Annotated in this window: 23 protein-coding genes; 11 read left to right on the top strand and 12 right to left on the bottom strand. The window is 65.2% G+C overall.

Annotated features, from left to right (window positions below; translation table 11 throughout):
• Positions 1 to 42: 42 nt before the first annotated feature.
• A complete protein-coding gene (locus BI327_RS29225; protein ID WP_076864710.1) occupies positions 43 to 1,362 on the bottom strand; it encodes an Hsp70 family protein in 1,320 nt (439 codons plus the stop codon).
• 247 nt (positions 1,363 to 1,609) lie between these two features.
• On the opposite strand from BI327_RS29225, the gene BI327_RS29220 reads away from it, so the two are divergent.
• Positions 1,610 to 2,359, top strand: a complete 750-nt coding sequence (locus BI327_RS29220) for a class I SAM-dependent methyltransferase (RefSeq protein WP_076864709.1) — start codon at positions 1,610 to 1,612, stop codon at positions 2,357 to 2,359.
• 6 nt (positions 2,360 to 2,365) lie between these two features.
• On the opposite strand, the gene BI327_RS29215 is transcribed toward BI327_RS29220, so the two are convergent.
• Positions 2,366 to 2,854, bottom strand: coding sequence for an SRPBCC family protein (locus tag BI327_RS29215; protein ID WP_076864708.1), 489 nt, complete (start codon positions 2,852 to 2,854; stop codon positions 2,366 to 2,368).
• A 7-nt stretch (positions 2,855 to 2,861) separates the two neighbouring features.
• On the bottom strand, positions 2,862 to 3,818 hold the full coding sequence (locus tag BI327_RS29210) for a LysR family transcriptional regulator (RefSeq protein ID WP_076864707.1): 957 nt from the start codon (positions 3,816 to 3,818) through the stop codon (positions 2,862 to 2,864).
• A 100-nt stretch (positions 3,819 to 3,918) separates the two neighbouring features.
• Between BI327_RS29210 and BI327_RS29205 the strand changes: the two genes are divergently transcribed.
• Positions 3,919 to 5,100, top strand: a complete 1,182-nt coding sequence (locus tag BI327_RS29205; RefSeq protein WP_076864706.1) for an MFS transporter — start codon at positions 3,919 to 3,921, stop codon at positions 5,098 to 5,100.
• A 23-nt stretch (positions 5,101 to 5,123) separates the two neighbouring features.
• Positions 5,124 to 6,158, top strand: a complete 1,035-nt coding sequence (locus BI327_RS29200) for an aldo/keto reductase (RefSeq protein WP_076864859.1) — start codon at positions 5,124 to 5,126, stop codon at positions 6,156 to 6,158.
• Positions 6,159 to 6,180: 22 nt separating this feature from the next.
• Here the strand turns inward: BI327_RS29200 and BI327_RS29195 are convergent, their stop codons facing one another.
• Positions 6,181 to 7,083 carry a helix-turn-helix domain-containing protein gene (locus tag BI327_RS29195; protein ID WP_076864705.1) on the bottom strand — a complete coding sequence of 301 codons (903 nt, stop codon included), beginning with the start codon at positions 7,081 to 7,083 and terminating at the stop codon, positions 6,181 to 6,183.
• Positions 7,084 to 7,389: 306 nt separating this feature from the next.
• Between BI327_RS29195 and BI327_RS29190 the strand changes: the two genes are divergently transcribed.
• From BI327_RS29190 to BI327_RS29180, 3 genes are all read left to right on the top strand, one after another.
• Positions 7,390 to 9,030: a flavin-containing monooxygenase gene (locus tag BI327_RS29190; protein ID WP_076864858.1), complete on the top strand. Its 1,641-nt coding sequence runs from the start codon at positions 7,390 to 7,392 to the stop codon at positions 9,028 to 9,030.
• A gap of 39 nt (positions 9,031 to 9,069) precedes the next feature.
• Complete coding sequence (locus tag BI327_RS29185; protein ID WP_076864704.1) at positions 9,070 to 10,263, top strand: serine hydrolase domain-containing protein; 1,194 nt, start codon at positions 9,070 to 9,072, stop codon at positions 10,261 to 10,263.
• A 68-nt stretch (positions 10,264 to 10,331) separates the two neighbouring features.
• The gene (locus BI327_RS29180) at positions 10,332 to 11,480 is read left to right on the top strand and encodes a PLP-dependent cysteine synthase family protein (RefSeq protein WP_076864703.1); all 1,149 of its coding nucleotides are present in this window, start codon (positions 10,332 to 10,334) and stop codon (positions 11,478 to 11,480) included.
• 10 nt (positions 11,481 to 11,490) lie between these two features.
• Here BI327_RS29180 and BI327_RS29175 read toward each other — a convergent pair whose 3' ends face one another.
• From BI327_RS29175 to BI327_RS29165, 3 genes are read right to left on the bottom strand one after another with little or no spacing between them, the layout of a single operon-like run.
• Entirely contained in the window at positions 11,491 to 12,624 is a 1,134-nt protein-coding gene (locus BI327_RS29175) for a threonine synthase (RefSeq protein ID WP_076864702.1), read from the bottom strand.
• A gap of 13 nt (positions 12,625 to 12,637) precedes the next feature.
• A complete protein-coding gene (locus BI327_RS29170; RefSeq protein WP_083742251.1) occupies positions 12,638 to 13,294 on the bottom strand; it encodes an HAD-IA family hydrolase in 657 nt (218 codons plus the stop codon).
• Between the two features lie 17 nt (positions 13,295 to 13,311).
• On the bottom strand, positions 13,312 to 14,472 hold the full coding sequence (locus tag BI327_RS29165) for a DSD1 family PLP-dependent enzyme (protein WP_076864700.1): 1,161 nt from the start codon (positions 14,470 to 14,472) through the stop codon (positions 13,312 to 13,314).
• Positions 14,473 to 14,543: 71 nt separating this feature from the next.
• Here BI327_RS29165 and BI327_RS29160 point away from each other — a divergent pair, with 71 nt between their 5' ends.
• The gene (locus BI327_RS29160; protein ID WP_076864699.1) at positions 14,544 to 15,467 is read left to right on the top strand and encodes a LysR substrate-binding domain-containing protein; all 924 of its coding nucleotides are present in this window, start codon (positions 14,544 to 14,546) and stop codon (positions 15,465 to 15,467) included.
• A gap of 233 nt (positions 15,468 to 15,700) precedes the next feature.
• Here BI327_RS29160 and BI327_RS29155 read toward each other — a convergent pair whose 3' ends face one another.
• A complete protein-coding gene (locus BI327_RS29155; RefSeq protein ID WP_283807818.1) occupies positions 15,701 to 17,812 on the bottom strand; it encodes an acetoacetate--CoA ligase in 2,112 nt (703 codons plus the stop codon).
• A 120-nt stretch (positions 17,813 to 17,932) separates the two neighbouring features.
• On the opposite strand from BI327_RS29155, the gene BI327_RS29150 reads away from it, so the two are divergent.
• Positions 17,933 to 18,934: a glycoside hydrolase family 3 N-terminal domain-containing protein gene (locus BI327_RS29150; RefSeq protein WP_076864697.1), complete on the top strand. Its 1,002-nt coding sequence runs from the start codon at positions 17,933 to 17,935 to the stop codon at positions 18,932 to 18,934.
• A 96-nt stretch (positions 18,935 to 19,030) separates the two neighbouring features.
• A complete protein-coding gene (locus tag BI327_RS29145; RefSeq protein WP_076864696.1) occupies positions 19,031 to 19,213 on the top strand; it encodes a hypothetical protein in 183 nt (60 codons plus the stop codon).
• 89 nt (positions 19,214 to 19,302) lie between these two features.
• Here BI327_RS29145 and BI327_RS29140 read toward each other — a convergent pair whose 3' ends face one another.
• The gene (locus BI327_RS29140) at positions 19,303 to 19,698 is read right to left on the bottom strand and encodes a hypothetical protein (protein ID WP_245334969.1); all 396 of its coding nucleotides are present in this window, start codon (positions 19,696 to 19,698) and stop codon (positions 19,303 to 19,305) included.
• 634 nt (positions 19,699 to 20,332) lie between these two features.
• Between BI327_RS29140 and BI327_RS29135 the strand changes: the two genes are divergently transcribed.
• Positions 20,333 to 20,896 (top strand): helix-turn-helix domain-containing protein, encoded by a 564-nt coding sequence (locus BI327_RS29135; RefSeq protein ID WP_245334968.1) that lies wholly within the window; start codon positions 20,333 to 20,335, stop codon positions 20,894 to 20,896.
• A gap of 29 nt (positions 20,897 to 20,925) precedes the next feature.
• On the opposite strand, the gene BI327_RS29130 is transcribed toward BI327_RS29135, so the two are convergent.
• From BI327_RS29130 to BI327_RS29120, 3 genes are all read right to left on the bottom strand, one after another.
• Positions 20,926 to 21,174 carry a hypothetical protein gene (locus tag BI327_RS29130; RefSeq protein WP_076864694.1) on the bottom strand — a complete coding sequence of 83 codons (249 nt, stop codon included), beginning with the start codon at positions 21,172 to 21,174 and terminating at the stop codon, positions 20,926 to 20,928.
• Positions 21,175 to 21,346: 172 nt separating this feature from the next.
• The gene (locus tag BI327_RS29125) at positions 21,347 to 22,066 is read right to left on the bottom strand and encodes a Crp/Fnr family transcriptional regulator (RefSeq protein WP_076864693.1); all 720 of its coding nucleotides are present in this window, start codon (positions 22,064 to 22,066) and stop codon (positions 21,347 to 21,349) included.
• A gap of 181 nt (positions 22,067 to 22,247) precedes the next feature.
• Positions 22,248 to 22,958 (bottom strand): Crp/Fnr family transcriptional regulator, encoded by a 711-nt coding sequence (locus BI327_RS29120; RefSeq protein WP_076864692.1) that lies wholly within the window; start codon positions 22,956 to 22,958, stop codon positions 22,248 to 22,250.
• A gap of 543 nt (positions 22,959 to 23,501) precedes the next feature.
• Between BI327_RS29120 and BI327_RS29115 the strand changes: the two genes are divergently transcribed.
• On the top strand, positions 23,502 to 25,022 hold the full coding sequence (locus tag BI327_RS29115) for a flagellin N-terminal helical domain-containing protein (protein ID WP_076864856.1): 1,521 nt from the start codon (positions 23,502 to 23,504) through the stop codon (positions 25,020 to 25,022).
• Positions 25,023 to 25,232: the final 210 nt, after the last annotated feature.

The following is a 25,232-nucleotide window of genomic DNA, read 5'->3' as shown; positions in this document are numbered from 1 at the left end:
GTAGTCGGCTATTGGGCCGGGATCAAGGCACGAGGCAGCGGGTCACGCCGCTTCGGCAAAAGTCCAGCGGTCGGGATCGGCGGTACGGCCGATCAGGGCGAGACCATAGGCGATCGATTCGAATTGATCCGCCGAGGTCAGCCGCGCTTCGCCGAAGCGTTCGGCAAACAGCCGCTGCACCGCCGGCACGAACGAGGTGCCGCCGGTCAAGAACACCTTCTCGACGTCGCGCGCAGTGATGCCGGATTTCGCCAGCGCCTCGTCGACCGTGGCACCGAGCCGCTCGATGTCGTCGGCGATCCAGGATTCGAAATCGTCGCGCGTCACGGTGGCGCCGATATCGATGCCTTCGCGGGCGAAGCGGAACTCGACGCGGTCGCTGCTCGACAGCGCGACCTTGGTGTCGGAGACGGCGCGGTAGAGCGCAAAGCCGAGATCGTGGTCGACGATGGTGATGAAATCGTGCAGCGGCGCCGGATCGATCGCGGTGCGGGCGAGCTGCTGCAATTCGCGCAAATCGCCATTGCCCCGCATCATCGCGAGCTGATGCCAGCGCGCGAGGCTCGAATAATAGTGATTGGGAATCGGCAGCACCTTGTCGAACGAGCGGTAGTTGGTGCCCTTGCCGAGCCGCGGCGAGACGATGTGGTCGACGATGCGGTAGTCGAAAGTGTCGCCGGCGATGCCGATGCCGGCATGCCCGAGCGGTTCGGCGCGCAGCACGCCGCCCTTGCGCGAGAACCGCATCACGGAGAAGTCGCTGGTGCCGCCGCCGAAATCGGCGACCAGCACCGTGGCGTCGTGGTCGAGGCTGCGCGCGAAGGAGAACGCCGCGCCGACCGGCTCGTAGACATAGCGCGCGTGGCCGGCGCCGAGCCGCTCGAACGCGGCGCGGTAACGTTGCATGGCGAGCTCGTCATTGGGATTGCCGCCGGCAAACTTCACCGGGCGGCCGACCATGATGGTCGGCGCGCCCAAATCGAAGCCTTCGCCGGCATGGCGCGTCAGCGTGCGCAGAAACGCCGCCAGCAGATCCTCGAACTTGTAGCGTTGCCGGAAGATCTGGGTGGTGTTGAAGGCCGAGCTTGCCGCAAAGGTCTTGAACGACTGGATGAAGCGATGGATCGTGCGTCCCTCGAGGAACTGCTCGATCGCCCACGGACCACCCTCGGCGCGCGGATGCAGGCCGGCGCCCGGCCGTTCCTCCCAGAAGCACAGCGCGGACACATAGACGCTATGCGTGCGGCCGCCGTGGTCGAAGCGAATTGCCTCGACCCGGCCGTCACCATCGGACAGCGCGACCACGGTGTTGCTGGTGCCAAAATCGACGCCAATCGAGACGGCGGGCGGGGCGCTCGACATGTCATGCTCGGAATTTGATGTGAAAGGGGGCGGACCTTTAGCGGCTTTGGCCTGACTTGCCAACCCTTTCGGTGCGTGCGTGTGCGCCGCCAGGAGTATGGCTCTGCTCCGGGAGCGGCTGTGACAGCAAAGTGACGAACGTTCAGCGAAACGTGACTCGACACGCTCTTCCGGTCCGGCGCGCTCGCTGCTCTATAACCGTCAGGCAAGGTGGCAGGGTACACCGCTCGGCTCGCAGGAGAAGCGTATGACACTGAACCCCACGGCTGAAAACTATCGTGTCGCGGTCAGTGCTTACGAGACCGGCCGCCCCGGCTACCCGGCCGCCATCGTTGCCGCCCTTCCGCTTCAGACCGCGCATTGCGTCGTCGATCTCGGTGCCGGAACCGGCAAGTTCACCCGGCTGCTGCTTCCGCATTTATCCGAGACGGCCCGTCTGGTCGCTATCGAGCCCGTCACCGAGATGTCGGCGAAGCTCGCGACCGAGGCAGGGATCGAGGTCATCAACACCCGCGCCGATGCGATCGATCTTGAGACCGGTAGCGTCGATCTCGTCACCTGCGCTCAGGCCTTTCACTGGTTCGACAACGAGGCGTCGGTCGCCGAGGTTGCCCGGCTGCTGCGTCCGGGTGGAACGTTTGCGTTGATCTGGAATGTCAGGGATGACGGCACGCCGTGGGTCCTGGCGTTGTCGCGCATGATCGAAAAATACGCCGGCGATACGCCCCGGCATCAATCGGGGCGCTGGCGCTGGATCCTGAATGATCCGCGCTTCGCGCTGGAGCAGGAGATCGTGCAGGACCATCCGCACCGGATGGCGCGGTCCGGGGTCTACGAGCGCGTCGTGTCGACGAGCTACGTTGCGGCACTTCCGGATGCCGAAAAGGCGCTCGTTCGCGACAGGACGGACGAGATCTTGCGCGAGGCTGGTCTCGGCGATGCAGAGGAAGTGGTGTTTCCCTACGTCACGCGGCTCTATCTGTTGAAGCGAACCTAGGCCACGCTATCGCGCGGCGCGTCCTTGCTCGACGGCCCGCTTCAGGCGCGGCAGCGCCATGCGCCAGTAGAAGGCGACATGCCTGGCGCCGGACTCGGCGCCGATTTCCCATCCGTTGCCGCGGCGGACCGGTGACGGCGGCACCTGCTGGGTGACGGTCAGCACCGTCTCGCCGCCGTCAGCCGCGAGCGTCATCGTGATCGTCGCATAGGATTGCGGAACATCCGGCAGGCCGGAGACCCGCGACCAATAGGCGTATGCGAGCAGCACTGGCGGTTCGACGCGGATGACGCGCCCCTTGTCGCGATAGCGCTTCGCGCCGATCTCGGCCTCGATCGTGATCGGTGCGCCGATCCGCCAGTCCGTCTTGAAATGGGCGTTGCGCCATGCCTCGCCCGCTTTGGGATCCATGACCGCGTCCCACACCTGCTTGGGTTCCGCGGTGATGCGGATCGACTCACTGACAGTCTGGAAGGTCGACGGGGCGTCGTTCATCGCATGCTCACTTGCCACCCACGATCTTCCATTTTCCGTCCGGGCCGCGCTTCAGCGCCGGGTCGCCGATGCGGATGTGTTGTGCCAGGAAATCGATGAAGGCGCGTACCCGTGCCGGCAGCGGGCCGGCATGGCCGACATAGACCGCGTGGATATCCTCGCGATCGCCGGGATTGAGGTTTTGCAGCACCGGTACCAGGCGCCCGGCCTCGATGTCGGGACCGATGTGAAACAGCGCCAGCCGTCCGAGCCCGATGCCGCCGAGCGTGAGCTGGCGCGCGGTCTCGCCGTCGCTGGCGCGGGCGACCGGCGGCGGCAGTGCTTCCTCGATCTTTTCGGCGCGGCGGAACGGCCAGCCGCGGATGCTGCGCGGAAAGGTCCAGCCGATGCCGCGGTGAGAGGTGAGGTCGGCCGGGGTCTTCGGGATGCCGAAGCGCGCGAGATAGGACGGCGCGGCGACCACCGCCATGCGGCTGGTGCCGAGCTTGCGCGCGATCAGCCGCGAGGCGCCGAGCGGGCCGGCGCGGATCGCGACATCGGCGCGCTCCTGCATCAGATCGACCAGCGTGTCGGTCAGCACGACGTCGAGCGTGATGTCGGGATGCTCGCGCATGAAGCGTGGCAGCAGCGGCATCACATGCAGCATGCCGAACGGGATGTTGCTGTTCACGGTGAGATGGCCGCGCGGCACGCAGGAGGCGGCCTCGCGTTCGGCCTCGTCGATGTCGGCGAGGATGCGCTGCGCGCGCTGATAGAACGCCTGGCCCTCTTCGGTGAGTTGGAGCTTGCGCGTGGTGCGGTTGACCAGCCGCGTGCCGAGCCGCGTCTCGAGCCGGGAGACCAGCTTGCTGACGCCCGATGGCGTCTGGCGCAGGCTGTTTGCGGCAGCGGTGAAGCCGCCGAGATCGACGACGCGGACGAACACGTCCATTTCGCCGGAGCGGTTGGTGTCTATTCGGGCCATCTTGAATTCACGTCACAAATGATTGGATTGCGGCCATTCTAATCCTTCCTCGCCCGGACCGCTATGTCGCATTGCGGAATCCTTACTCCCGGAGCGACACATGCCTCTCGCAGTCCTTGCCTTGACCGCCGGTGCCTTTGGCATCGGCACCACCGAATTCCTCATCATGGGACTGCTGCTGCAGGTCGCCGCCCACATGCATGTCTCGGTCTCTGCGGCTGGTCTTTTGATCTCCGGCTACGCGCTCGGCGTGTTCGTCGGCGCGCCGATCCTCACCCTCGGGACACGGTGGATGCCGCGCAAGGCGGTGTTGCTGGCGCTGATGGCCATCTTCACGCTCGGCAACGCGGCCTGCGCGCTGGCGCCGAACTACGAATTGCTCATGGCGGCGCGCATCCTCACCTCGCTGGCGCACGGCACCTTCTTCGGCGTCGGCTCGGTGGTCGCGACAAGCCTGGTCCCGGAAGACAAGAAGGCGTCGGCGATCGCCACGATGTTCATCGGGCTGACGGTCGCGACCTTGCTCGGCGTGCCCTTCGGCGCCTGGTTCGGCCTGATGCTCGGCTGGCGCGCGGCGTTCTGGGCGGTGGCTGTGATCGGCGTGATCGCCTTCATCGTGCTGGCGGTGCTGGTCCCCGGCCATGTCGGCGCCAAGGACAAGCCGGCGCCGCTGCGCGAGGAGCTCGCGGTGCTCGGCCGGCCGCAGGTGCTGCTCGGGCTTGCCATGACGGTGTTCGGCTTCGGCGGCTTGTTCGCGGTCTTCACCTATGTGCAGCCGATCCTGACGCGGCTGACCGGATTCTCCGACGCTGCGGTGTCGCCGATCCTGCTGGTGTTCGGCGCCGGCCTTGCGATCGGCAATGTCGCGGGCGGGCGGCTCGCCGACAAGGGACTCGCGCGTGCGTTGCTGGTGTCGCTCGGTGGGCTCGCCATTGTTCTGGTGGCGCTCTCGGCCGCCGTCTCGATCAAGGCATTGGTTGTCGCGCTGCTGTTCGTGCTTGGCATCGCCGCCTTCGCAACCGTCGCGCCGCTGCAGCTTCGCGTGCTGGAAGCCGCCGGCGTCGAAGGGCGGACGCTGGCCTCGAGCCTGAACATCGCGGCCTTCAATCTCGGCAACGCGCTCGGCGCCTGGGCCGGCGGCGTCACCATCGATCGCGGCCTCGGTCTCGGCGCGCTGCCGCTGGTTGCCGCCGTGATCACCGCGGTCGGGTTGCTGCTTGCGCTGTGGAGCCTGCGGCTCGATCGGCCGGTCGAGCTGGCCACGCAGTGCCCGGCGGAATGAACAGCATCACAAGGAGTATGACCATGGAATACCGCAATCTCGGCGCGTCCGGCCTGAAGGTCCCCGTGCTCAGCTTCGGCACCGGCACCTTCGGCGGCCACGGACCCTTGTTCTCCGCTTGGGGACGCAGTGACGCCAGCGAGGCGCGACGGCTGATCGACATCTGCCTCGAGGCCGGCGTCAATTTGTTCGACACCGCCGACGTCTATTCCAACGGTGCGTCGGAAGAGATCCTCGGTGCCGCGATCAAGGGCCGCCGCGACAAGGTGCTGATCTCGACCAAGACCGGCCTGCCGATGGGTGACGGTCCGCTCGATGCCGGCAGCTCGCGCTATCGCCTCGTCGCGTCGGTCGATGCTGCGCTGCGCCGGCTCGGCACCGACTACATTGATCTTTTGCAGCTTCATGCCTTCGACGCCTTCACGCCGATCGACGAGGTGCTGTCGACGCTCGATACGCTGGTGCGCGCCGGCAAGCTGCGTTATGTCGGCGCCTCGAATTTCTCGGGCTGGCATTTGATGAAATCGCTCGGCATTGCCGAACGGCACGGCTGGCCGCGCTACGTCGCGCACCAGGTCTATTATTCGCTGGTCGGCCGCGACTATGAATCCGAGCTGATGCCGCTCGCGCTCGATCAGGGCGTCGGCGCGCTGGTCTGGAGCCCGCTCGGCTGGGGCCGCCTCACCGGCAAGATCAGGCGCGGGCAGAAGCTGCCGGCGAACAGCCGGCTGCATGAGACCGCGCAGTTCGGTCCGGCGGTCGACGACGAGAAGCTTTACGCGATCGTCGATGCGCTGGACGCCGTGGCCACAGAAACCGGCCGCACCGTGCCGCAGATCGCGATTGCCTGGCTGCTCACGCGTCCCAGCGTGTCTTCCGTCATCATCGGCGCGCGCGACGAGGCGCAGCTGCGCGACAATCTCGGCGCGATCGGATGGTCGCTCTCGCCGGACCAGATCGCGCGGCTCGACAAGGCCAGCGCGGTGATGCCGCCGTATCCATACTACCCCTACCGCATCCAGGAGGGCTTCGCCCGGATCAATCCGCCGTCAGTGTAGGCCGATCGCCGACCCGCGTCGCTCACGCCTCGAGCTTCGTCTCGCAGACCTGCCGGCGGTACTCCGCCGGCGTCACGTTCATGAGCTGCCGGAACACGCGATTGAGATGGCTCTGGTCGGCGAAGCCTGCGAGCAGCGCGATCTCCTTCAGCGCCACGCGATCCCTGCGCAGATGCTGGCATGCACGTTCGACCTTGCGCCGCAGGACATAGGCATGCGGCCGCGTGCCGTAGTGGACGCGGAACTTGCGCGCGAACTGCACCGGCGTGCAATTGCAGATGTTGGCGAGCTCCTCCAGCGTGATGTTCCGGGAGATGTTCTGCTCGACATAGTCCTCGATCAACCGCGCATGCGCCGGCCTGAACCTGCCCTGCGCGCAGGGCATCTTGAACTCGATCGCGGCGTATTTGCGCAGGATGTGCACGCTGGCCTGTAGCGCCAGCGCGTCGTAGCAGAGGCGGCCACCCGGACCGCCGGCGGCGACTTCCTGAACCATCTGGTCGTTGATCCAGGTCAGCATCGGATCTTCGACCTTGAGCAGGTCGTGAAGCTCGACCGTCTCGGCGTCGCGGTCGAAGGCATCGCTCGCCGTCTTCGTCATCAAGGCAGGAGAGATGTAGAAATGGCTGACCTCGATGTCGTTCTTCCAGTGCCAGCTTGACGGTTCGGCGCGCGTCAAAAGCGACGTGACGCCGCGACCGACGTGATCCTGCTTCCACGCACTGCCGACACGGCGGTTCATCGACGTCACGCCGTCGCGATAGAGCACGAGGAGGAAGTTCTCCGACGGCGGGACCCAGATGTCTGATGGCGCGTAGCGGAAGATGCGCAGCCGGAAATCGTTCCGGCCGACCGGCGAACTATCCAGCTTCATCTCGCCGGGAGCGTAGCGCGGCAGTTCCTCGACCGTGATCAACTGGCCCATCGCGCGAGCCTCCTCCCTGGAAACCATCGGCGGTTGACCGCTTCTTCTTGTCTTTTTGGCCGGACGGCTGAGGCCAGAATAGGCCGCTTTCGCCGTTTGCCAAGGAGACCAATGGCCGACCGGCGATCGCGGCCGCGTTCCAGAGATTGTCGGTTTCGTCCAAGCGCCGGAAGCCGCAAGCGCCATAGCCTCCTGTGCGTCCCGGCAGCTCCGTTCATGCCGCCGGGGGCTCAAATTGGCGCAACGCACCGTCATCCCGCGATGCAGCGGATGGGAAAGGGCGTGCGAAACACCCAGGAGGAAACCATGACTGCGACCGCAACCAGGTCCAATGGAAGCAATGGCACGCACGCGACATCCAAATTCGACGCCGTGGTGATCGGTGCCGGCGTTGCCGGGCTCTATCAATTGTTCCGCCTGCGCGAGCAGGGCTTGAGCGTCAGGGCTATTGACGCCGGATCGAGCGTCGGCGGCACCTGGTACTGGAACCGCTATCCCGGTGCTCGCTTCGATTCCGAAGGCCACACCTATCAGTATTTGTTCTCCGAGGATCTCTACAAAGGCTGGAGCTGGAGCGAACGCTTTCCAGGGCAACCGGAAATCGAGCGCTGGCTGAATTATGTGGCCGACCGCCTCGACCTCAAGAAGGACATCCAGTTCGGTACCACGGTCAAGAGCGCGCATTTCGATGAGGCGACGCAGCGCTGGCTGGTCACGACCGACAAGGGCGACGTGATCGACACCCAGTTCCTGGTCACCTGCTGCGGCATGCTGTCGGCCCCGCACGTGTCCTTCCCCGGGCAGGAGACGTTCGAAGGCAAGCTGTTCCATACCGCGCGTTGGCCCAAGGGACCGATCGAGCTCGCCGGCAAGCGTGTCGGCGTGGTCGGCAACGGTGCCACCGGAATCCAGGTGATCCAGTCGATCGCCGGCGAGGTCGGCCATCTCAAGGTGTTCATCCGCACCCCGCAATACATCATCCCGATGAAGAACCCGAAATGGGATGCGTCGGATGCCGAAGCCTACAAGTCGAAGTTCAAATTCCTCACCGAACGGCTGCCGAAGACCTTTACCGGTTTCGAGTTCGACTTCGAGCACGCCTGGGCCGACCTGACGCCGCCGCAGCGCCGCGAGGTGATCGAGGAGTGCTGGAACCACGGATCGCTCAAATTGTGGGTGTCGTCCTTCGCCGAACTGTTCTTCGACGAAGCCGTCAACGCCGAGATCACCGAATTCGTGCGCGAGAAGATGCGCGAACGGATCAAGGACCCCAAACTGTGCGAGCAACTGATCCCGTCCGATTACGGCTTCGGCACGCACCGGGTGCCGCTGGAGAGCAATTTCCTCGAGGCTTTCCATCGGCCCAATGTCGAGATCGTCGGCGTCAAGAATAATCCGATCGCCCGCATCACACCGGAGGGCATCCAGACCGCCGACGGCACGGTGCACGAGTTCGACGTCATCATCCTGGCGACCGGGTTCGACGCCGGTACCGGCGCATTGACGCGGATCGATATCCGCGGCCGCGACGGCCGTTCGCTGAAGGAGGATTGGGGCCGGGATATCCGCACCACCATGGGGTTGCAGGTTCACGGCTATCCGAACCTGTTCACGACGGCGGTGCCGCTCGCGCCTTCGGCCGCGCTCTGCAACATGACCACCTGCCTGCAGCAGCAGGTCGAGTGGATCGACGATTGCATCAAGTACATGCGCGGCAAGGACCTGAGCGTCATCGAGCCGTCAAGGGATACCGAGGATCAGTGGGTGGCGCATCACGACGAGACCGCCAACGCGACGCTGATCGCGAAGACCAACTCCTGGTACCTCGGCTCGAACGTCGAGGGCAAGCCGCGCCGGGTGCTGTCCTATTGCGGCGGTGTCGGCACCTACCGCCAGAAATGCGACGAGGTGGCCGCGAGCGGCTATCGCGGATTTGCGATGCAGTAGGACTATGCCGTCAACATCACAAAATATGGGAGGAAGACAATGAGCACGAATTTCAGTGCGGCAGCAGATGCGATTCTCGACGGCGTCGTGACTTCAAACCCGCGTGTCCCCGGCGTGGTTGCGATGGTGACCGACCGGCATCGCAACATCTATGAAGGCGCCGCCGGCAAGCGCCGGCTCGACCAGCCGGCCGACATGACGACCGACAGCGTGTTCGCGATCTTCTCGACCACCAAGGCGATCACGGGCACCGCGGTGCTGCAACTCGTCGAGGAGGGCAAGCTCGATCTCGACGCGCCTGCCAAAAGCTATGCACCCGATATCGGCAAGCTCCAGGTGATCGAGGGCTTTGACGACAAGGGCGAGCCGGTGCTGCGCGCACCGAAGCGCGACATCACGACCCGCATGCTGATGGTTCATAGCGCTGGCCTGAGCTACGACTTCATCAACCATACCTATAACCGCCTCGCGCAGGAGAAGGGTCAGCCCAGCGTCATCACGGCGTCCAAGGCGTCGCTGATGACCCCGCTGCTGTTCGATCCGGGTGAACGGTGGGAGTATGGCACCAACATGGATTGGTGCGGCCAGATCGTCGAGGCGATCACCGGCCGTCGGCTCGGCGAGGTCTTCAAGACGCGGATCTTCGAACCACTCGGCATCCAGGACACGACGTTCGAGCTCACCGACGCGATGCGCCGCAAGCTCGCCGGGATCCACGCCCGCAACGCCGACGGCTCGCTGACGCCGATGGATTTCGAGCTACCGGCCAATCCGGAAATCCACATGGGCGGCCACGGGCTTTACGGCACGATCGGCGATTACATGCGCTTCATCCGGATGTGGCTGAACGACGGCGCCGGCGAACACGGCCGCGTGCTGAAGGCCGAGACCGTGCGGATGGCCGAGAAGAATCATCTCGGCAGCAACAAGGTCACCGCGATCACCGGCGTGATCACCTCGCTCGCCAACGACGCCGAATTCTTCCCCGGCCAGTCGAAGTCCTGGGCGCTGAGCTTCATGATCAATGACGAGCAGGCTCCGACCGGCCGTCCCGCCGGCGCGCTCGGCTGGGCCGGCCTTGCCAACCTGTTCTACTGGATCGACCGGCAGAACGGTTTTGGCGGATACTGGGCGACCCAGATCCTGCCGTTCGGCGATCCCACATCGTTCGTCGGCTATATCAATTTCGAGACCGCATTCTACGAATCCCTGAGGCTGCGCAAGGCGGGCTAGTCTGACGAGGGTCTGATGATCACCGTGTTCGTCTCGCCGTTCGAGGTGAACTATGGTTAGATGGCGCGATGTCGAACGAGCACATGTCGTCGCGCCAGAATTCTCCGGCCGGGCCGAGCTATCGGCGCGGCTGGGTCGATGACGCCGTCTCCGCGATCGAGGCGGATCAATGCCGGACCGCGGATACGCATCTGATGCGGCTGATCGTGCCGGCGCTATCCGGCATCGATATCTATTTGAAGGACGAATCGACGCATCCGACCGACAGTCTGAAGCATCGCCTGGCGCGGTCGCTGTTCCTCTATGCGCTGTGCAACGGGCATATCCGCGAAGGCACCGCGGTGGTCGAGGCGTCGTCGGGCTCGACCGCGGTTTCCGAGGCTTATTTCGCGCAGATGATCGGCGTGCCGTTCTACGCGGTGATGCCGCGGACCACGTCGGCCGAGAAGATCGCCGCAATTGAGCACTACGGCGGCAACTGCCATCTGATCGACGACGGCCGAGCGCTCTATGAAGAAGCCGCCGCGCTCGCGGCGCGGCTCGGCGGCCACTACATGGACCAGTTCACCTTCGCCGAGCGCGCCACCGACTGGCGCGGCAACAACAACATCGCCGAATCGATCTTTACCCAGCTCAAGGGTGAGCAGCGCCCGCTGCCGGAGTGGATCGTGATGGGCGCGGGCACCGGCGGCACCTCGGCGACCATCGGGCGCTACCTGCGCTATCGCCAGTTTCCGACCCGGCTATGCGTCGCCGATGTCGAGCATTCCGCGTTCTTCGACTGCTTCCGTACCCAGGATCGTTCCCGCGTATGTGAGCGGCCGTCATTGATCGAGGGCGTCGGCCGGCCGCGCTGCGAACCCTCCTTCGTGCCTGGCGTGGTCGATCGCATGATGAAGATCCCGGATGCGGCGTCGATCGCGGCGATGAACGTGCTGTCGCGCTTGCTGCGCCGGCTGGTCGGCGGCTCGACCGGCACCAATTTCCTTGCGCTCTGCCGTCTGGCATCGGAGATGCGCGCCGCGGGCGTGACCGGATCGCTGGTCACGCTGATCTGCGATTCCGGCGAGCGCTATCGCCAGAGCTATTACGATCCGGCGTGGCTCGCAGCGCGCGGGCTCGATCCAGCTCCCTACGAGGCGGAGCTGAACGCGTTCCTTGCGGGCGCCCTGCCCCTTACGTTCGCCGTCGAGGATGTCGTGAACCCGCGCGCCTGATGCGGCCTCGTCAGTCCTTGGCCAGCAACTCCGTGATCAGCCCCGCCGCCTTGATCCCGGTGCCGCTGATGATGACGACGGTGCGCTCCGTCGGCCGGATCGCGCCGCGCGCCTTCAAGACGTCGAGCGCAGCGGCGGCCGAGGCCGAAGTCGGCTCGACGAACAGGCCGGTCTGCGCCAGCCGCTTCAGGGCGGCGACGATGCCGTCTTCGGGGATCGCGACCGTGCCGCCGCCGCTCTCCTTCAGCGCCGCGATCATCTGCTTCAGCCGCAGCGGATGCTTGATCGCGGTGCCCTCGGCGATGGTCTTGTGGACTGCGCGATCGACCGGCGTGTCGACGCCGGCGATAAAGCTCGCATCGACCGGCGAGCAATTGAGGGGTTGCGCGGCGAACAGCCGCGGCAGCTTGGTGATCTGTCCAGCCGCGAGCAGTTCCTTGAAGCCGATATAGCAGCCGAGCAGGCTGCTGCCGGCACCGACCGGCATGATGACATTGTCGGGCGCAGTGAAGCCAAAATCTTCCCAGATCTCGTAGGCCAGCGACTTGGTGCCTTGCAGGAAGAACGGCTGCCAGTTGTGGCTGGAGTAGAAGATCTGCTTCGACTGGCGGATCGCTTCCGCCTCCGATTCCTCGCGCGGGCCCTCGACCAGCTGCACCTCGGCGCCGAACGCGTGCATCTGCGCCACCTTCATCGGCGATGTCGTAGCCGGCGCCAGGATCCTGACCCGCATGCCGCCCGCGGCGCCATAGGCCGAGACCGACGCGCCGCCATTGCCGGAACTATCCTCCAGCACCGCATCGACGCCGAGCTGGCGCAGGAACGACAGCATCACCGTGGTGCCGCGATCCTTGAAGCTTGCGGTCGGATTGAACCATTCGAGCTTGAAGTGCGGCCGCAGATCGTCCCATTCCTTCTCGACGGCAGGCGTGCAGCCTTCACCCATCGTGATCGGCTGCTTGATCTCGACCGGCAGCGCCGCGCGATAGCGCCACAGCGAGCGCGTGCCGCGATCGATCTCGTCGGGGGAGATGCCGGGCAGCGGCGTGACGAGCAGCGGCTTGCCCTCGTCGGAGCACCAGCGCGGCACATCCAGCGGGTAGAGTTTTCCGTTGAGCGGGTCGATGTAGCTTGGTGATGGCATCTCAGTTCAGTCCTCAAGGGGCGGGCCGGCCGGACATCTCGCGACCGAGCACGAAATCAGGCAAGGTCGCAAGGGTATCGCGAACCACGATCGGGGCGGGCGCCCCTTCCGGCAGATTCATTCCGGCCCGATTATGCCACCAAGTCGGCAAGTGCACACGTGCCGTGCCGAACAGATCATAGGCCGATCCCGCGACGAACAGGCATCGATCGGACGGGACCGGCAGTTCGTCGAGCGCGAGCTGATAGGGTTGCGGCTGCGGCTTGTAGTAGCCGGCGCGCTCGGCCGTCACGAACACCGTGAAGGGAATACCGATGCGGTCGGCTGCGATGCGGCCGAGCCGTTCCGAGCAGTTGGTCACGACGCCGAGCGCGACACCGGCCGCGTGCAGCGTGCGCAGAACATCGCGGACCTCGGGCCAGGGCTCGAGCTCCGCGTAGCGAGCGCCAAGCTCGTCGGCGCGCTCGACCGGTAGCCCGACATTGCGCGCCGCTTCACCCACCAGGTCCTCATAGGGCCGGTAGCGTCCGGTGGCGTAGGTGTTCCTGAGATATTCGGCCCGCCAGCGAAGCCCGCCTTCATCGGAGCCCGCGACCTTGTTCCAAAGCGTCCAGCTGTCGAGCAGCGCGGTCAGCAGGTCGAACAACACGGCGTCATAGGCTCGCCTCATGGGCTGCGCTCCATCTCCTACCATCCGCGAAATCGCTCCCATTGCCGTACCGTGTCGGAGCCGGCGGCGACGACATGATAGCGGTCGTGCTGCGCGCCGGTCGCGCAGGCATGGTTCGGCAGGATCCGCACCTTGGCGCCGACCGGCAGCGCAACCTGCGGCGCCGTGCTGCCGGAACGCAGCGCGATGATGCCGTGCTCCTGATTGGTCTCTGAGACGATCAGGTCGCGATAGGGCCGTCCCTCGATGTCGCAGACGATGCCGTAGCCCTGGTCGACCGGCTGTTTCGCCGTGCCGCGATCGCGCGACAGCGCCATCCAGCCCGCATCGACGAAGGCCCAGCCGCGGTCGGCGCGATGACCGATCACCGTCGCGAGCACCGACAGCGCAATGTCCTCGACCGCGCAGACCCCGATCCCGGCCATCACCAGATCGAACATCACGAAGACGCCGGCGCGCACCTCGGTGACGCCGTCGAGCCGGCGCGCGAAATGCGCCGTCGGCGTCGAGCCGACGCTGACCACGGGGCAGGGCAGTCCGGCCGCGCGCAACGCCTCGGCGCAGGCGACTGCGGCGGCGCGCTCCTGCTCGGCCGCCTGCTCGAGTGCCTCAACGCTGCGGCAGGAATAGGATTCGCCGGCATGCGCCATGACGCCGCGCAACTCGGCGCCGCCTTGATGCAGCGTACGGCCGATCTCGACCAGCAGCGGGTCGCTCGCGCCGACGCCTGCGCGATGACCGTCGCAATCGATCTCGATCAGCACGGGAATGCGGTCGCCCGAGGCGCGCGCCATCGCGGCGACGGCGGCGGCCTGCTCGGGGCTGTCGAGCACCACGGACAGGTCCACGCCCTGCCGCCGCAGCGCGGCCACGCGCTCGAGCTTCTGCGGCGCGATGCCGACGGCATAGAGGATGTCTTTCACGCCATCGGCGGCAAACACCTCGGCCTCTTGCAGCGTGGAGACCGCAGCCGGGCCGGCTGCACTGTCCATCACGGCGCGTGCCGCCGGAATTGATTTTGCGGTCTTCAGATGCGGGCGCAGCGGCACGCCGAGCCGCGATAGCCGCGTCTTCAGGCGGGCGATGTTGTGCAGCATCCGGTCTTCATCGAGGACCAGACACGGCGTCTCGATCCCGGCAAGCGGATGCGAAGTGTTCAGGACAGGGGCTGATGACATGCGGCGAGACTAGCCGTTTCCACGCTAAGCACAATTTACCGAATGTCATTCCTATATTAAGTCTAGGCTTAATGATCTCGACCGACGACATCCGCTTCTTCACGGCCATCGCCGCGGCCCGGTCACTGGCGGCCGCAGCGCGGGCGCTCGACGTGACGCCGTCGGCGGTCTCGCAGCGATTGCAGAGCCTCGAGCAGCGCCTCGGCGTTCAACTGATCAGCCGTTCGGCCCGGCGGCTGACGCTGACCGACGAGGGCGAACTGCTGGTGCTGCACGGCGGCGCGCTGCTCGACGAGGCAACGGAGCTGACCGAGGCGCTGCAGGCGCGTCGCGGAACCATCGCGGGCCACCTGAGGATTCTCGCGCCGCTCGGCTTCGGACGCCGCTACATCGCGCCGGTCGTCGCGGCCTTCCGAGCCCGGCACCCCGACGTGTCGATCGAGCTTGAACTGTCCGACCGGCCGGGGCGTGCGGCCGCGGGCGCGTGGGACGTCATGATCCACATCGGCGCGCTGAAGGATTCGACGCTTCGCTTGCAGCGTCTTGCGCCGAACGAGCGTTATCTGTGTGCCTCGCCGGCCTATCTGAAACGCCGTGGCATGCCGGCGAGCCCGCAGGATCTGCGCTCGCATCAGTGCATCGCGCTGCGCGAGAATGAGGAGGACGTGACGCTCTGGCGGTTTTCCCGCAAGCGTGCCGCGTCGGAGCCCGATGTCGTCAGGATCGAGCCGATGCTGTCGAGCAATGACGGCGAGGTCGTGAAGGCCTGGGCGCTGGCGGATCACGGCCTGATCGTCAGGTCGGAGTGGGATGTCGCCGAGGATCTCGCCGCCGGCCGGCTGGTCCGTGTCCTGCCGAACTTCCGCCTGCCGCCGGCCGACATCGTCGCGCTGCTCAATCCGGGCCGCAGCGGCCGGGCCAGGCGTACGCAGGCCTTCGTGGAACACCTGCGCGCGGCGCTGTCGCCGCCGCCATGGCGCGGCAGGCCGCGCTAGAGCATGATGAAGTCAAGTTGAATCGGTTTGACCGCAGGTTCGATCCACCTCTCCCCGACGGGGAGAGGTCGATTTGCGCAGCAAATCGGGTGAGGGGCCGCAGCTCTAACGAGGTAGTGTAACCCCTCACCCGCGCCTTTGGCGCGACCTCTCCCAAGGGAGAGGTGAACTTCCGCCGCAGCTTTAGCTCAGCTCAATCCAATCCACCATACTCTAGCAGCCCGCGGGCTCGCTTACGCCGCGCCGGACTGCTTGCTCAGATAGCCCTTCGCAAAGTCGAGATACCAGTCGAGGCAGCCGGGATTGGCCATCGCATCGCGGTTGATGACCTTCTCGACGGGATGGCCGAGCAACAGCTTCTTGACCGGCAGCTCCTGCTTCTTGCCGGACAGCGTGCGCGGAATTTCCGCCACGACGAAGATGTCGTTGGGCAGGAAGCGGCGCGACAGTCCGGCCTCGACCGCCTTGTTGATCTTGGCCTTCATCGCGGCATCGAAGGTGACGCCCTCGCGCAGCACCACGAACAGCGGCATGTAGCTGTCGCGGCCGAGATATTCGAGGTCGACGACCATCGAATCCAGCACCTCGGGCAGCGCCTCGATCGCCGAATAGAGTTCGCTGGTGCCCATCCGCAGGCCATGGCGGTTGATGGTGGCGTCGCTGCGGCCGAAGATCACGCAGGAGCCGTCGGGGTTGATCTTGAGCCAGTCGCCATGCCGCCACACCGGGCCGCGGCCGGAGCCGTCGAAATTGTCGGGATAGGTCTCGAAATAGCTCGACAGATAGCGCGCATTGCCGGGATCGTTCCAGAACCGCAGCGGCATCGAGGGCAGCGGCTCGGTGCAGACCAGCTCACCGACCTCGTCGATCACGGCGCGGCCCTGCTCGTCGAACGCTTCCACCGCGCAGCCGAGCAGGCGGCATTGCATGATGCCGGGCGTCTGCGGCAGTTCGCGATTGCCGCCGATGAAGGCGCCGGCGAAATCGGTGCCGCCGGAAATGTTCGCCCACCACATGTCGGCTTGAGCTGTGTTGCCATTGCGCGTCGATAGCGCGGCGAAACGTTCGTTGAACCAGGCTTGCGTATCGGCTGACAGCGGCGAGCCGGTCGAGCCGAGCGTGCGCAGGCCCGAGAGGTCGCCGACCGAGGCGAGATCGATCTCGGCCTTGGTGCAATTGGCGAAGAACGCCGCGCCGGCGCCGAAGAAGGTCGCCTTGGCGTCGGCGACGAAGCGCCACAGCGTGGTCCAGTCCGGCTTGTCCTTGGTGCCGCCCGGACTGCCGTCGAAGATGCAGCAGGTGGTGCCGTTGAGCAGGCCGTTGGCCTGGCAATTCCACATGATCCAGCCGGTCGAAGAGTACCAGTGGAAGCGCTCGCCGAACGAATTCGGCTGATAGCTGCAGCCGATGTCGTTGTGCAAGGTCGAGAGCGGCAGCGCCACCACGATGATGCCGCCGTGGCTGTGCAGGATCGGCTTCGGCAATCCGGTGGTGCCCGAGGAATAGACGATCCAGAGCGGGTGATCGAACGGCAGCCATTCCGGCTCGAAGGCGTCGATCGCAGCGCTCCGGCCTGCGAGGATGGATGACAGCCGCGTCTCCGGCGGTGCGGCGTCGCTGTGCAGGATGACGTGCTCGACCGTCGGCAGCGCACGGCGCAGCTCCTCGATCACGCCTTGCCGGTCGTGGCGCTTGCCGGCATAGGTCACGGCGTCGCAGGCGATCAGCACCTTCGGCTCGATCTGCTTGAAGCGATCGATCACCGCGGGCGCCGCCATGTCGGGCGCGCAGACGCTCCAGACCGCGCCCAGGCTCGCGGTGGCAAGGAAGGCGATGATCGTCTCGGGGATGTTCGGCAGATATGCGGCGACCCGATCGCCGGCGCGTACGCCCTGGGCCTTCAGATGCAGCGCAAGCGCCGCCGATTGGCGTTGCAGCTCCGGCCAGCTCGTCTCCGACAGCTTGCCGTCCTCGCCGCTCGCAATCAGGGCCGGCAGGCCGGCGGCATGCGCCGGCGCGACGTGGCGGAACACCTGGCGCGCATAATTCACCGACGCGCCGGGAAACCACACCGCGCCCGGCATCTTGCGTTCGGCGAGCACGGCCGCATGCGGCGTCGGCGAGCGCAGGTCGAAATAATTCCAGACGCTCTGCCAGAAGCCGTCGATGTCGGTGACCGACCAGCGCCGCATCGCCTCGAAATCCGCAAACTCAAGGCCGCGGGTCTGCTTCAGCCAGTCGCGGTAAAGGGCCATCTGCGGAACGTAAGGTGCGGTCATGAGCGGTTTCCGGAATTTCTTGTGTTGTGGCAGGCGCCATCGAGGCGTGCCGGCGTGTCTTAACATAGGGATGCGAGCACGGGGAACGCTGTCAGGCGGCGGCGTGCGTCATATTCTTACCGCCGCGGCAGCGTGCTATTCCGTCTGTGCGGGCTGATTCCAAGCCTATCCGATCAGTGAGCGGCCATGTCCGTCGGCGAACTCTTCATCCTCGGCTTCTACGGCAAGGTCATTCCGCCCTGGCTAAAGGAATTTGCCGCGCAATTCGGGCTCGGCGGCGTGATCCTGTTTGATTACTCCTGCCAGACCCGGCAATACGACAACAACATCGCCTCGCCGGCGCAGGTGCAGTCGCTCTGCGCCGAGATCGCAGGCCTGCCGTCGCAGCCGCTGGTCTTCATCGACCAGGAGGGCGGTCTGGTACGCCGGCTCAAGGACGGCCTGGGCTTTCAGCCGCTGCCGAGTGCGAAGGATTTCAATCTGCTCGCGGCAGCGGACAAGCAAGCAATCCTTGCCGCCAGCTATGGCGAGTTGCGACGGCTCGGCATCCGCTACAATTTCGCACCGGTCGTCGACGTCGACTACAATTCCGACAATCCCAATATCGGCAAGATCAAGCGGTCCTATTCCGCCGACATCGGCGAGGTCGAGGCCAATGCACGGCTGATCGACGCCGCGGCGCGGCAGGCGGGCGTAGGCCTCTGCTTGAAGCACTATCCGGGCATCGGCGGCGCGCGCGTCGATTCACACCTGGAGTTCATGGACATTTCCGATGCACTGCGGCCGGAGCAGGAGGACCTGTTCTACACGCTAGCACCGGATATCTACGGCGATGCGGTGCTGGTCAGTCACGCCATTGTCCGCCAGTGGGACGCGCAGCATCCGATGACGCTGTCACCGGCCGGAATCGGCCGGCTTCGCGGCCGCCTGCCCGAGACGCTCTTGATCACCGACGACATGCAGATGCAGGGGCTGCAGAAGGCGCTCGGCACGCAAGCGGCGAGCTTGCAGGCGATCGCCGCCGGCATGGACATGATCTGCATCGGCAACAATTTGTTCGACCAGGAGCAGGAGATGGCCGGCATCGCCGCTGCGGTCGCGCGTGCAGTGCAGGACGGATCGCTCGATCAGGCTGCGGTGCGGCGATCCATTGCGCGGGTGCAAAAGCGCAAGGCGCTGCTCGCCTGATTGGCGTTGAACCAAATTCTGCGCGGCGCGACCACAAGGGACGGAACCAATTTCATTACGGTGATTTAACAAAGACGCTCATCGGGGCTAACAACCATGAAGATGCTCAAGCGTCTCTTCCGATTGACCTGGCTACGCCGCGTCGCACGCAGTTCAGCCTATTATCCGCCTGCCTCCATCGATCCCGACGAATTCAGCCGCCTGCTTTGCAGCGGGCGCGCCGAGGATTTGCGGATCCTGGCCAAGCGGCTGAGCCAGCGCTCGCGGGCTCACGCCTAGGCGGTCGATAGGTCGCGATCGCGAGCCGGTTCTCACCAGAACCGGCAAGTCAAGCGCGCGGCCGCAAGTCCTGCTGTTCCCATCGGCGGCTATTGCTTTGCTTTCTCATGATTGCCGATCCCGACCGCCTTGTAGTCGTAGGTCGGATAGAACTCGGTATGGTAAGCGCCCCAGGCGCTGTTCTCGATGACGCGGTTGACCTCGCGAAGCCGCGAGGCCGGCAGCCGCAGGGTCACCACCTGGCCGACACCCATCATCACGTACCAACTGACGACCTCAACGCCTTCGGGTGGAAACGCCTTGTAGAAGCCTTGCCGCTCGAGCTGCGCATTGAGCTCGCTGAGCGGACGCGATTGATCGTGCTTGAAGAAGATCGTGACCATGATCGCGTTGTCTTGTGTCGGTGCGGCATTGCTGGTCGGCGGGGTCTGTGCCTGCGCGCCGGCGCTGGACAGCAGTACTGCGGCGAGCGCCGCCATCGTCATCCAGGATCGATTCCGCCCGTTTCGCCCTCGCTTCATTGTCGCACCCTTCTTGTTGGCCGAGAGGCGGCGATCATCGCGGCGCGTGCCAGGGCTGTAAATTGACATTCGCCTGACCTGACGCTCTCGGCCGATGTGAACCGTCTCATATGCGTGCGCTCCGGCGCGCGGTATGCCGTGCCATCCCCATGCCCAGAGGGATGATCGATGACGACCCGGCGAATGGCGTATTGGTGGTTCAGGTTCGTACTTTCGGGGCGGTTCCTGCAGAAATTCCTTCGGCTCCGGCCCCCTTGATGACGACGGGGGGCGGCGTGCATCCGGTTGTTTTGAACCCGGGAGGGGGCCGCGAGGGCCGTCCCGAAGAGCCGGCGACGGTAAGGATTCACCTGCGGGTACGGCGGGGCGAAGCCATCCGGCCGTCCCGTAAGAATACTGTAATTCGACTCAAATATGCGAGATTCGTTGCCAAATCAGCGGTAATCTGCGCCTGCTTGGCAGGTCGGGGCCCAAGGTCACAGTTGCGTCACCCGTAGTTTTACGGAGTCCCGCGTTAACGCGGCCACAAGTTCACCTTTGGTAAACCATACTTATGACGCAACATGACAATCGAGCCGAGGCGCGCCTTCCGGCATGGATGGGTGGAACCGCGCCGCTCGAGCCGCAGCCGCTTGAGCTTCAGGGCACCGCCGCGCCGCGGCCACAGGCGCCCGCCGACGCCGGCGCCGCGATCGTGCGCCAGTTCAATGGGCCGGTGACGGCGCTGCTGCTCTATATGAACGAGCTCAAACAGCACAGCCAGCAGTTCGCGCACGCGCCCGGCAACGGCGTCTATCTCCGGCAGGTGATCGAGAACGCGCTCGAGCAGACCGAGCGGGTGTCCGCGATGCTCAAGCAGATTTCCGATTTCTATCCGAATGCCGTCCCGGCCGCCGATCTCAAGCCGGCGGGCGACGACAAGCAGGCCGGCCCCCGTTCGCCTGAAATCATGTTCGCGCCGGAAGCCGGCCGCAAGCCGTTGACCAAGCGGGAGCGTGAAGTGCTCAGCCTGATCAGCGACGGCTATTCCAACAAGCAGGGCGCGCTGCGGATGAACATCAGCCCGCGCACGTTCGAGAGCCATCGCGCCGAGGCGATGCGCAAGCTTGGCGCGCGCAACACCGCCGATCTCGTCCGCAAGGCCTTGCTGCATTCCGCCTGAGCCAGGACCCGGTCCGCGAGAGCCCGGTCTCAGAAATCGTCTTTCGTGGCGAAGCACAGGCGCGGCGCGAGGCGCGCGGCCGGCGCCGCCGTCTTCGGCTCATCCGGAACGATCGTGACCACCCACGCCGCCGTCGCGCCGGACTTGTTTTCGACAATCGCGCGCACGCGCCCCGTGACGATCGCGCCGGCCGACCGGACCGTGGCCGTTCGGCCGTTGAACTGGGCCATGCGGAAGCGCCGGGCTTCTTTCCGGTCGGTCGTCTGGTACGTGAACATCGGCCCCCCCGTGCGTCCACGCAAATGTGAGGGGGCAGCGTTATCCGACGGTGAAAATCGCACGCCGTAGAAGTACGGCTCGGAGAACCGGAGACGTGGACACCGGTTTCCGCTCGCGACAAACGTAAGCGCTGGCGCGAAGATCGTGCTCCCGCAAGAGATCCGGAGACGGTCAGTCCCCGACCTCCTGGCAACTCAAGAGCCCCGCATACTGCGCCTTGACCGTCGCATAGCATTCGCACGCGGTCTTGATCAGCCCATCGGCGTTGGTGATCTCGATATGGCCGCGGCTGTAATGGATGAAATTGGCCTGTTGCAAGGTATGCGCGACCAGCGACACGCTGTTGCGGCGCGCGCCGATCATCTGCGCCATCGCCTCCTGCGTCAGGACGATCTTGTTGCTGCCGGAGAGATCGCGCGTGTGCAGCAGGCATCGCGCCAGCCGCGATTCCACGGTGTGGGCGGCGTTGCAGCCGGCGGTCTGCTGGATCTGGGCGTAAACGGCGAGCCCATGCCGGATCAATCTCGCGCGCAGGGTCGGGCTCTGCCCGGCCGCCGCGCGCAACGGCTCGAGTTCGACCGTCGAGGCGAGACCGGGCACCAGCACCGTGGCGTTGTTCAAGACCGGCCCTTCGACCAGCGGGGCAAAGGCGCCATAAATGCTGTCGCGCCCGACCATGGCGACCTGCACACGCTCGCCTCTTGCCAGCTTGACCACCAGCGAGATCACGCCCTTGTGCGGCATGTATGTCCGCTTGAGCATCTCGTCGGTCTCGATCAGGACCGAATCGGCGGTGAGGTCGACCGTCCGCAAGTGCGGACGGATCAACTCAAAATCACTCGCCGAGAGCGACGACAGGAATCCGTTGGGTGATCGCGGAACCGTATCCAAAGCAACCTCCTGCCTCCCGGCAAAGCTTGTCTCTGGGCATCAGGGCTGACGCGTGCAGCTGGACGTCCTTGCAACTTATTCTGGCACGTCCCGGTTCCAATGGAAACACGTCTTGGTTCCAATAGGAATGGGCTGATCGCCGCAGCGTCGCGTTATTCGCAATTGCAGCGGGTTACGCCCATCAATCTTCCGGCCCGATCAATTGTTCGGCGTGCGCCTTGACCGTCGCATAGCATTCACACGCCGCCTTCCGCAGGCCGTCGATATCGGTGATCTCGATATGGCCGCGGCTGTAGCGCAGGATGCCGGCCTGCTGAAATCCGTGCGCGACGATCGAAACCGCGTTGCGCCGGACGCCGATCATCTGCGCCAGCATCTCCTGGGTCAGCGGCAATGCCTCGCTGCCGCACAAATCGCGGGCCCGCAGCAGCCAGCGGGACAGCCGAGCCTCCACCGGATGGGAAACGTTGCAGGCAACGGACTGTTGCGTCTGCGCCATCAGCGCCTGCTCATAGAGTGCAACCAGGGTCCGGAAATCCGCGCTGCGGTTTGTGGCCTCGCGGAAATCCTCCGCCCGCACCATCGAGGCCATGCCCGGAACCACGACGATCGCGTCGGCAAGCAGCGGTCGCTCGTGCAGGGCGGCGGACGCGCCCACGATGCCGTCGCGACCGACGGTTGCAATCTCGACAGATTGCCCGTCGGACAGATTGACCATCATCGAGACCACGCCGCTGTGCGGGAAATAGACCCGCTGCACCGGAGCGCCGGCATCGGCGAGCACCGTATCCTTGGTCAGGTCGACGGTTTCAAGAAGGGGATGAAGTTGCGCGTATTCCGTGGAGGGGAGTGCTTGCAACAAACGATTGGGCGGGCGCGATAGCGCGGACATTGGAGCTCCTGCCGAGGGCGGGAGCACTATGGTCTCGCATCACCTACTCTTGGCGTGTGGAGTGCGAACATAGCTTGCCTGTCCAATTGCACAAGGGTTGTAGTGCGAACCTTATACCCTCTAGGAGGCAGACGGTCGGCATCGCATCGCCTGCGTGGTGATCGGGATCGATTCGCGCGGCGCGCATCGCGGACAACAAGGTTGCGGCATTGTCGCGCATTTATTGATTTCCATTAACTCTAACGGGTGGCTAACCGCGCATCGTGGTGATCGGGACCGCAACCTTCGAGGCACCGGGCCGGCAGCGGCAAGTTCCGCAAATGCGAGGACAAATTCGCTGCCACGATATTGATGCGGCGGCGGACACGCGCCGCTCAGCCGAGCTCCGCGTGGCCGCGGCAGGATTACCGGCAAAGCCGTTCTGGGTATTTGTACGGAGCCTCCCTTTAACGAACGGGTAGCGCGGACGGACCAGTGTGGCGTGGGTCGCCGTGTGAAATTTACGGCGTCGCGTCAATCGTGTTCATCCAGAAGGGTATCAGTATGTCCGGCATCGTTCTTTCAGCATCGGTCCGTCAGAATCTGCTTTCGCTGCAGTCGACGGCCGACCTGCTCGCCACCACGCAGAACCGCTTGTCCACCGGCAAGAAGGTCAACACTGCTCTCGACAACCCGACCAACTTCTTCACCGCGCAGTCGCTCGACAACCGCGCCAGCGACATCAACAACCTGCTCGATGGCATCGGCAACGGCGTGCAGGTGCTGCAGGCCGCCAACACCGGCATCACCTCGCTCTCGAAGCTCGTTGACAGCGCCAAGTCGGTCGCCAACCAGGCCCTGCAGGCTGCGGTCGGCTATTCCGCGAAGTCGTCGTTCTCGACCGCCGCGATCCCCGGCGCGACCACCGACAACATCCTCGGCAGCGCCGCTGCGACCAACGCCGCCGTCACCGGCACGTCTGCGCTTTCCACGATCGACCTGACGGCCGCCGCGGCTGACCTGACCTTCAAGGTCAACAGCCAGACCGTCACGCTGACGAAGGGTTCGTCCTACACGGCGGCCCAGATCACCAGCGCGATCAACACCCAGGTCGGCACCAGCGCCAAGGTCAACGCCACGCTCAACGGCAGCGGCGACCTGGTCGTGACCAGCACCAACACCGCCGGCTCTTCGGATGCCGTCACCATCGACACCTTCAGCTCCGGCGATGCGACGCAGCTCGGCTTCGCGGCTGCTACCGCGACTGCCAACGGCACCGCCGCCGGCAGCCCGCTGACCGGCCTCACGCTGACCATCGGCGCGACCGGCAACGGCACCGCCACCAACATCACCTTCGGCACCGGCGCAGGCCAGGTGAAGTCGCTCAACGACCTGAACAACGCACTTGCGGGCAACAACCTGCAGGCGTCGCTCAGCGCGGGTGGTGCGCTCACCATCAGCACCACCAACGATGCCGCTTCGGCGACCATCGGCACGGTCGGTGGCACGGCGGCCGGCGCCGGCAAGCTGTTCAACGGCCTGTCGGGCAGCGCTCCGGTGCAGGACCCGACCGCGCTGGCCAACCGCGCCAACCTGGTCAACCAGTACAACAACATCCTGGACCAGATCACCACGACCGCCCAGGACGCCTCGTACAACGGCATCAACCTGCTCAATGGCGACCAGCTCAAGCTGACCTTCAACGAGACGGGCTCCTCGACGCTGAAGATCCAGGGCGTCACCTTCGACGCCTCCGGCCTCAACCTCACCAAGCTCGTGGCCGGCACGGACTTCATCGACAACGCTTCGGCCAACGCCACGCTGAAGACGCTCAACTCGGCGAGCGGCCTGCTGCGCACCCAGGCTTCGACCCTCGGTTCGAACCTGTCGATCGTGCAGATCCGCCAGGACTTCTCGAAGAACCTGATCAACGTGCTGCAGACCGGCTCGTCCAACCTGACGCTGGCCGACACCAACGAGGAAGCGGCCAACAGCCAGGCGCTGTCGACCCGCCAGTCGATCGCGGTGTCCGCGCTGGCCCTGGCCAACCAGTCGCAGCAGAGCGTTCTGCAGCTGCTCCGCTAAGCGTAGCCGCAACAGACAACGAATAGCGAGGCGGCGGAGGAAACTCCGCCGCCTTTGCTTTATGTGCGATCAACCGCTCCGCGACCTCAACCAACGGGCGATCGGGCCTTGATGCAGGCGTGATGCCATGGCGCGAACGTTTCGCTCGGCTTAGCGGCTGCGCGATTTCATTTGATTCAAATTGCGATGACCGGTGGAACGGGCTCTTTC

It is taken from the genome of Bradyrhizobium mercantei, assembly GCF_001982635.1.
GTDB lineage: Bacteria > Pseudomonadota > Alphaproteobacteria > Rhizobiales > Xanthobacteraceae > Bradyrhizobium > Bradyrhizobium mercantei.
Note: the sequence above shows the minus strand (reverse complement) of the source record. Positions and strands in the feature narration are given on the sequence as shown.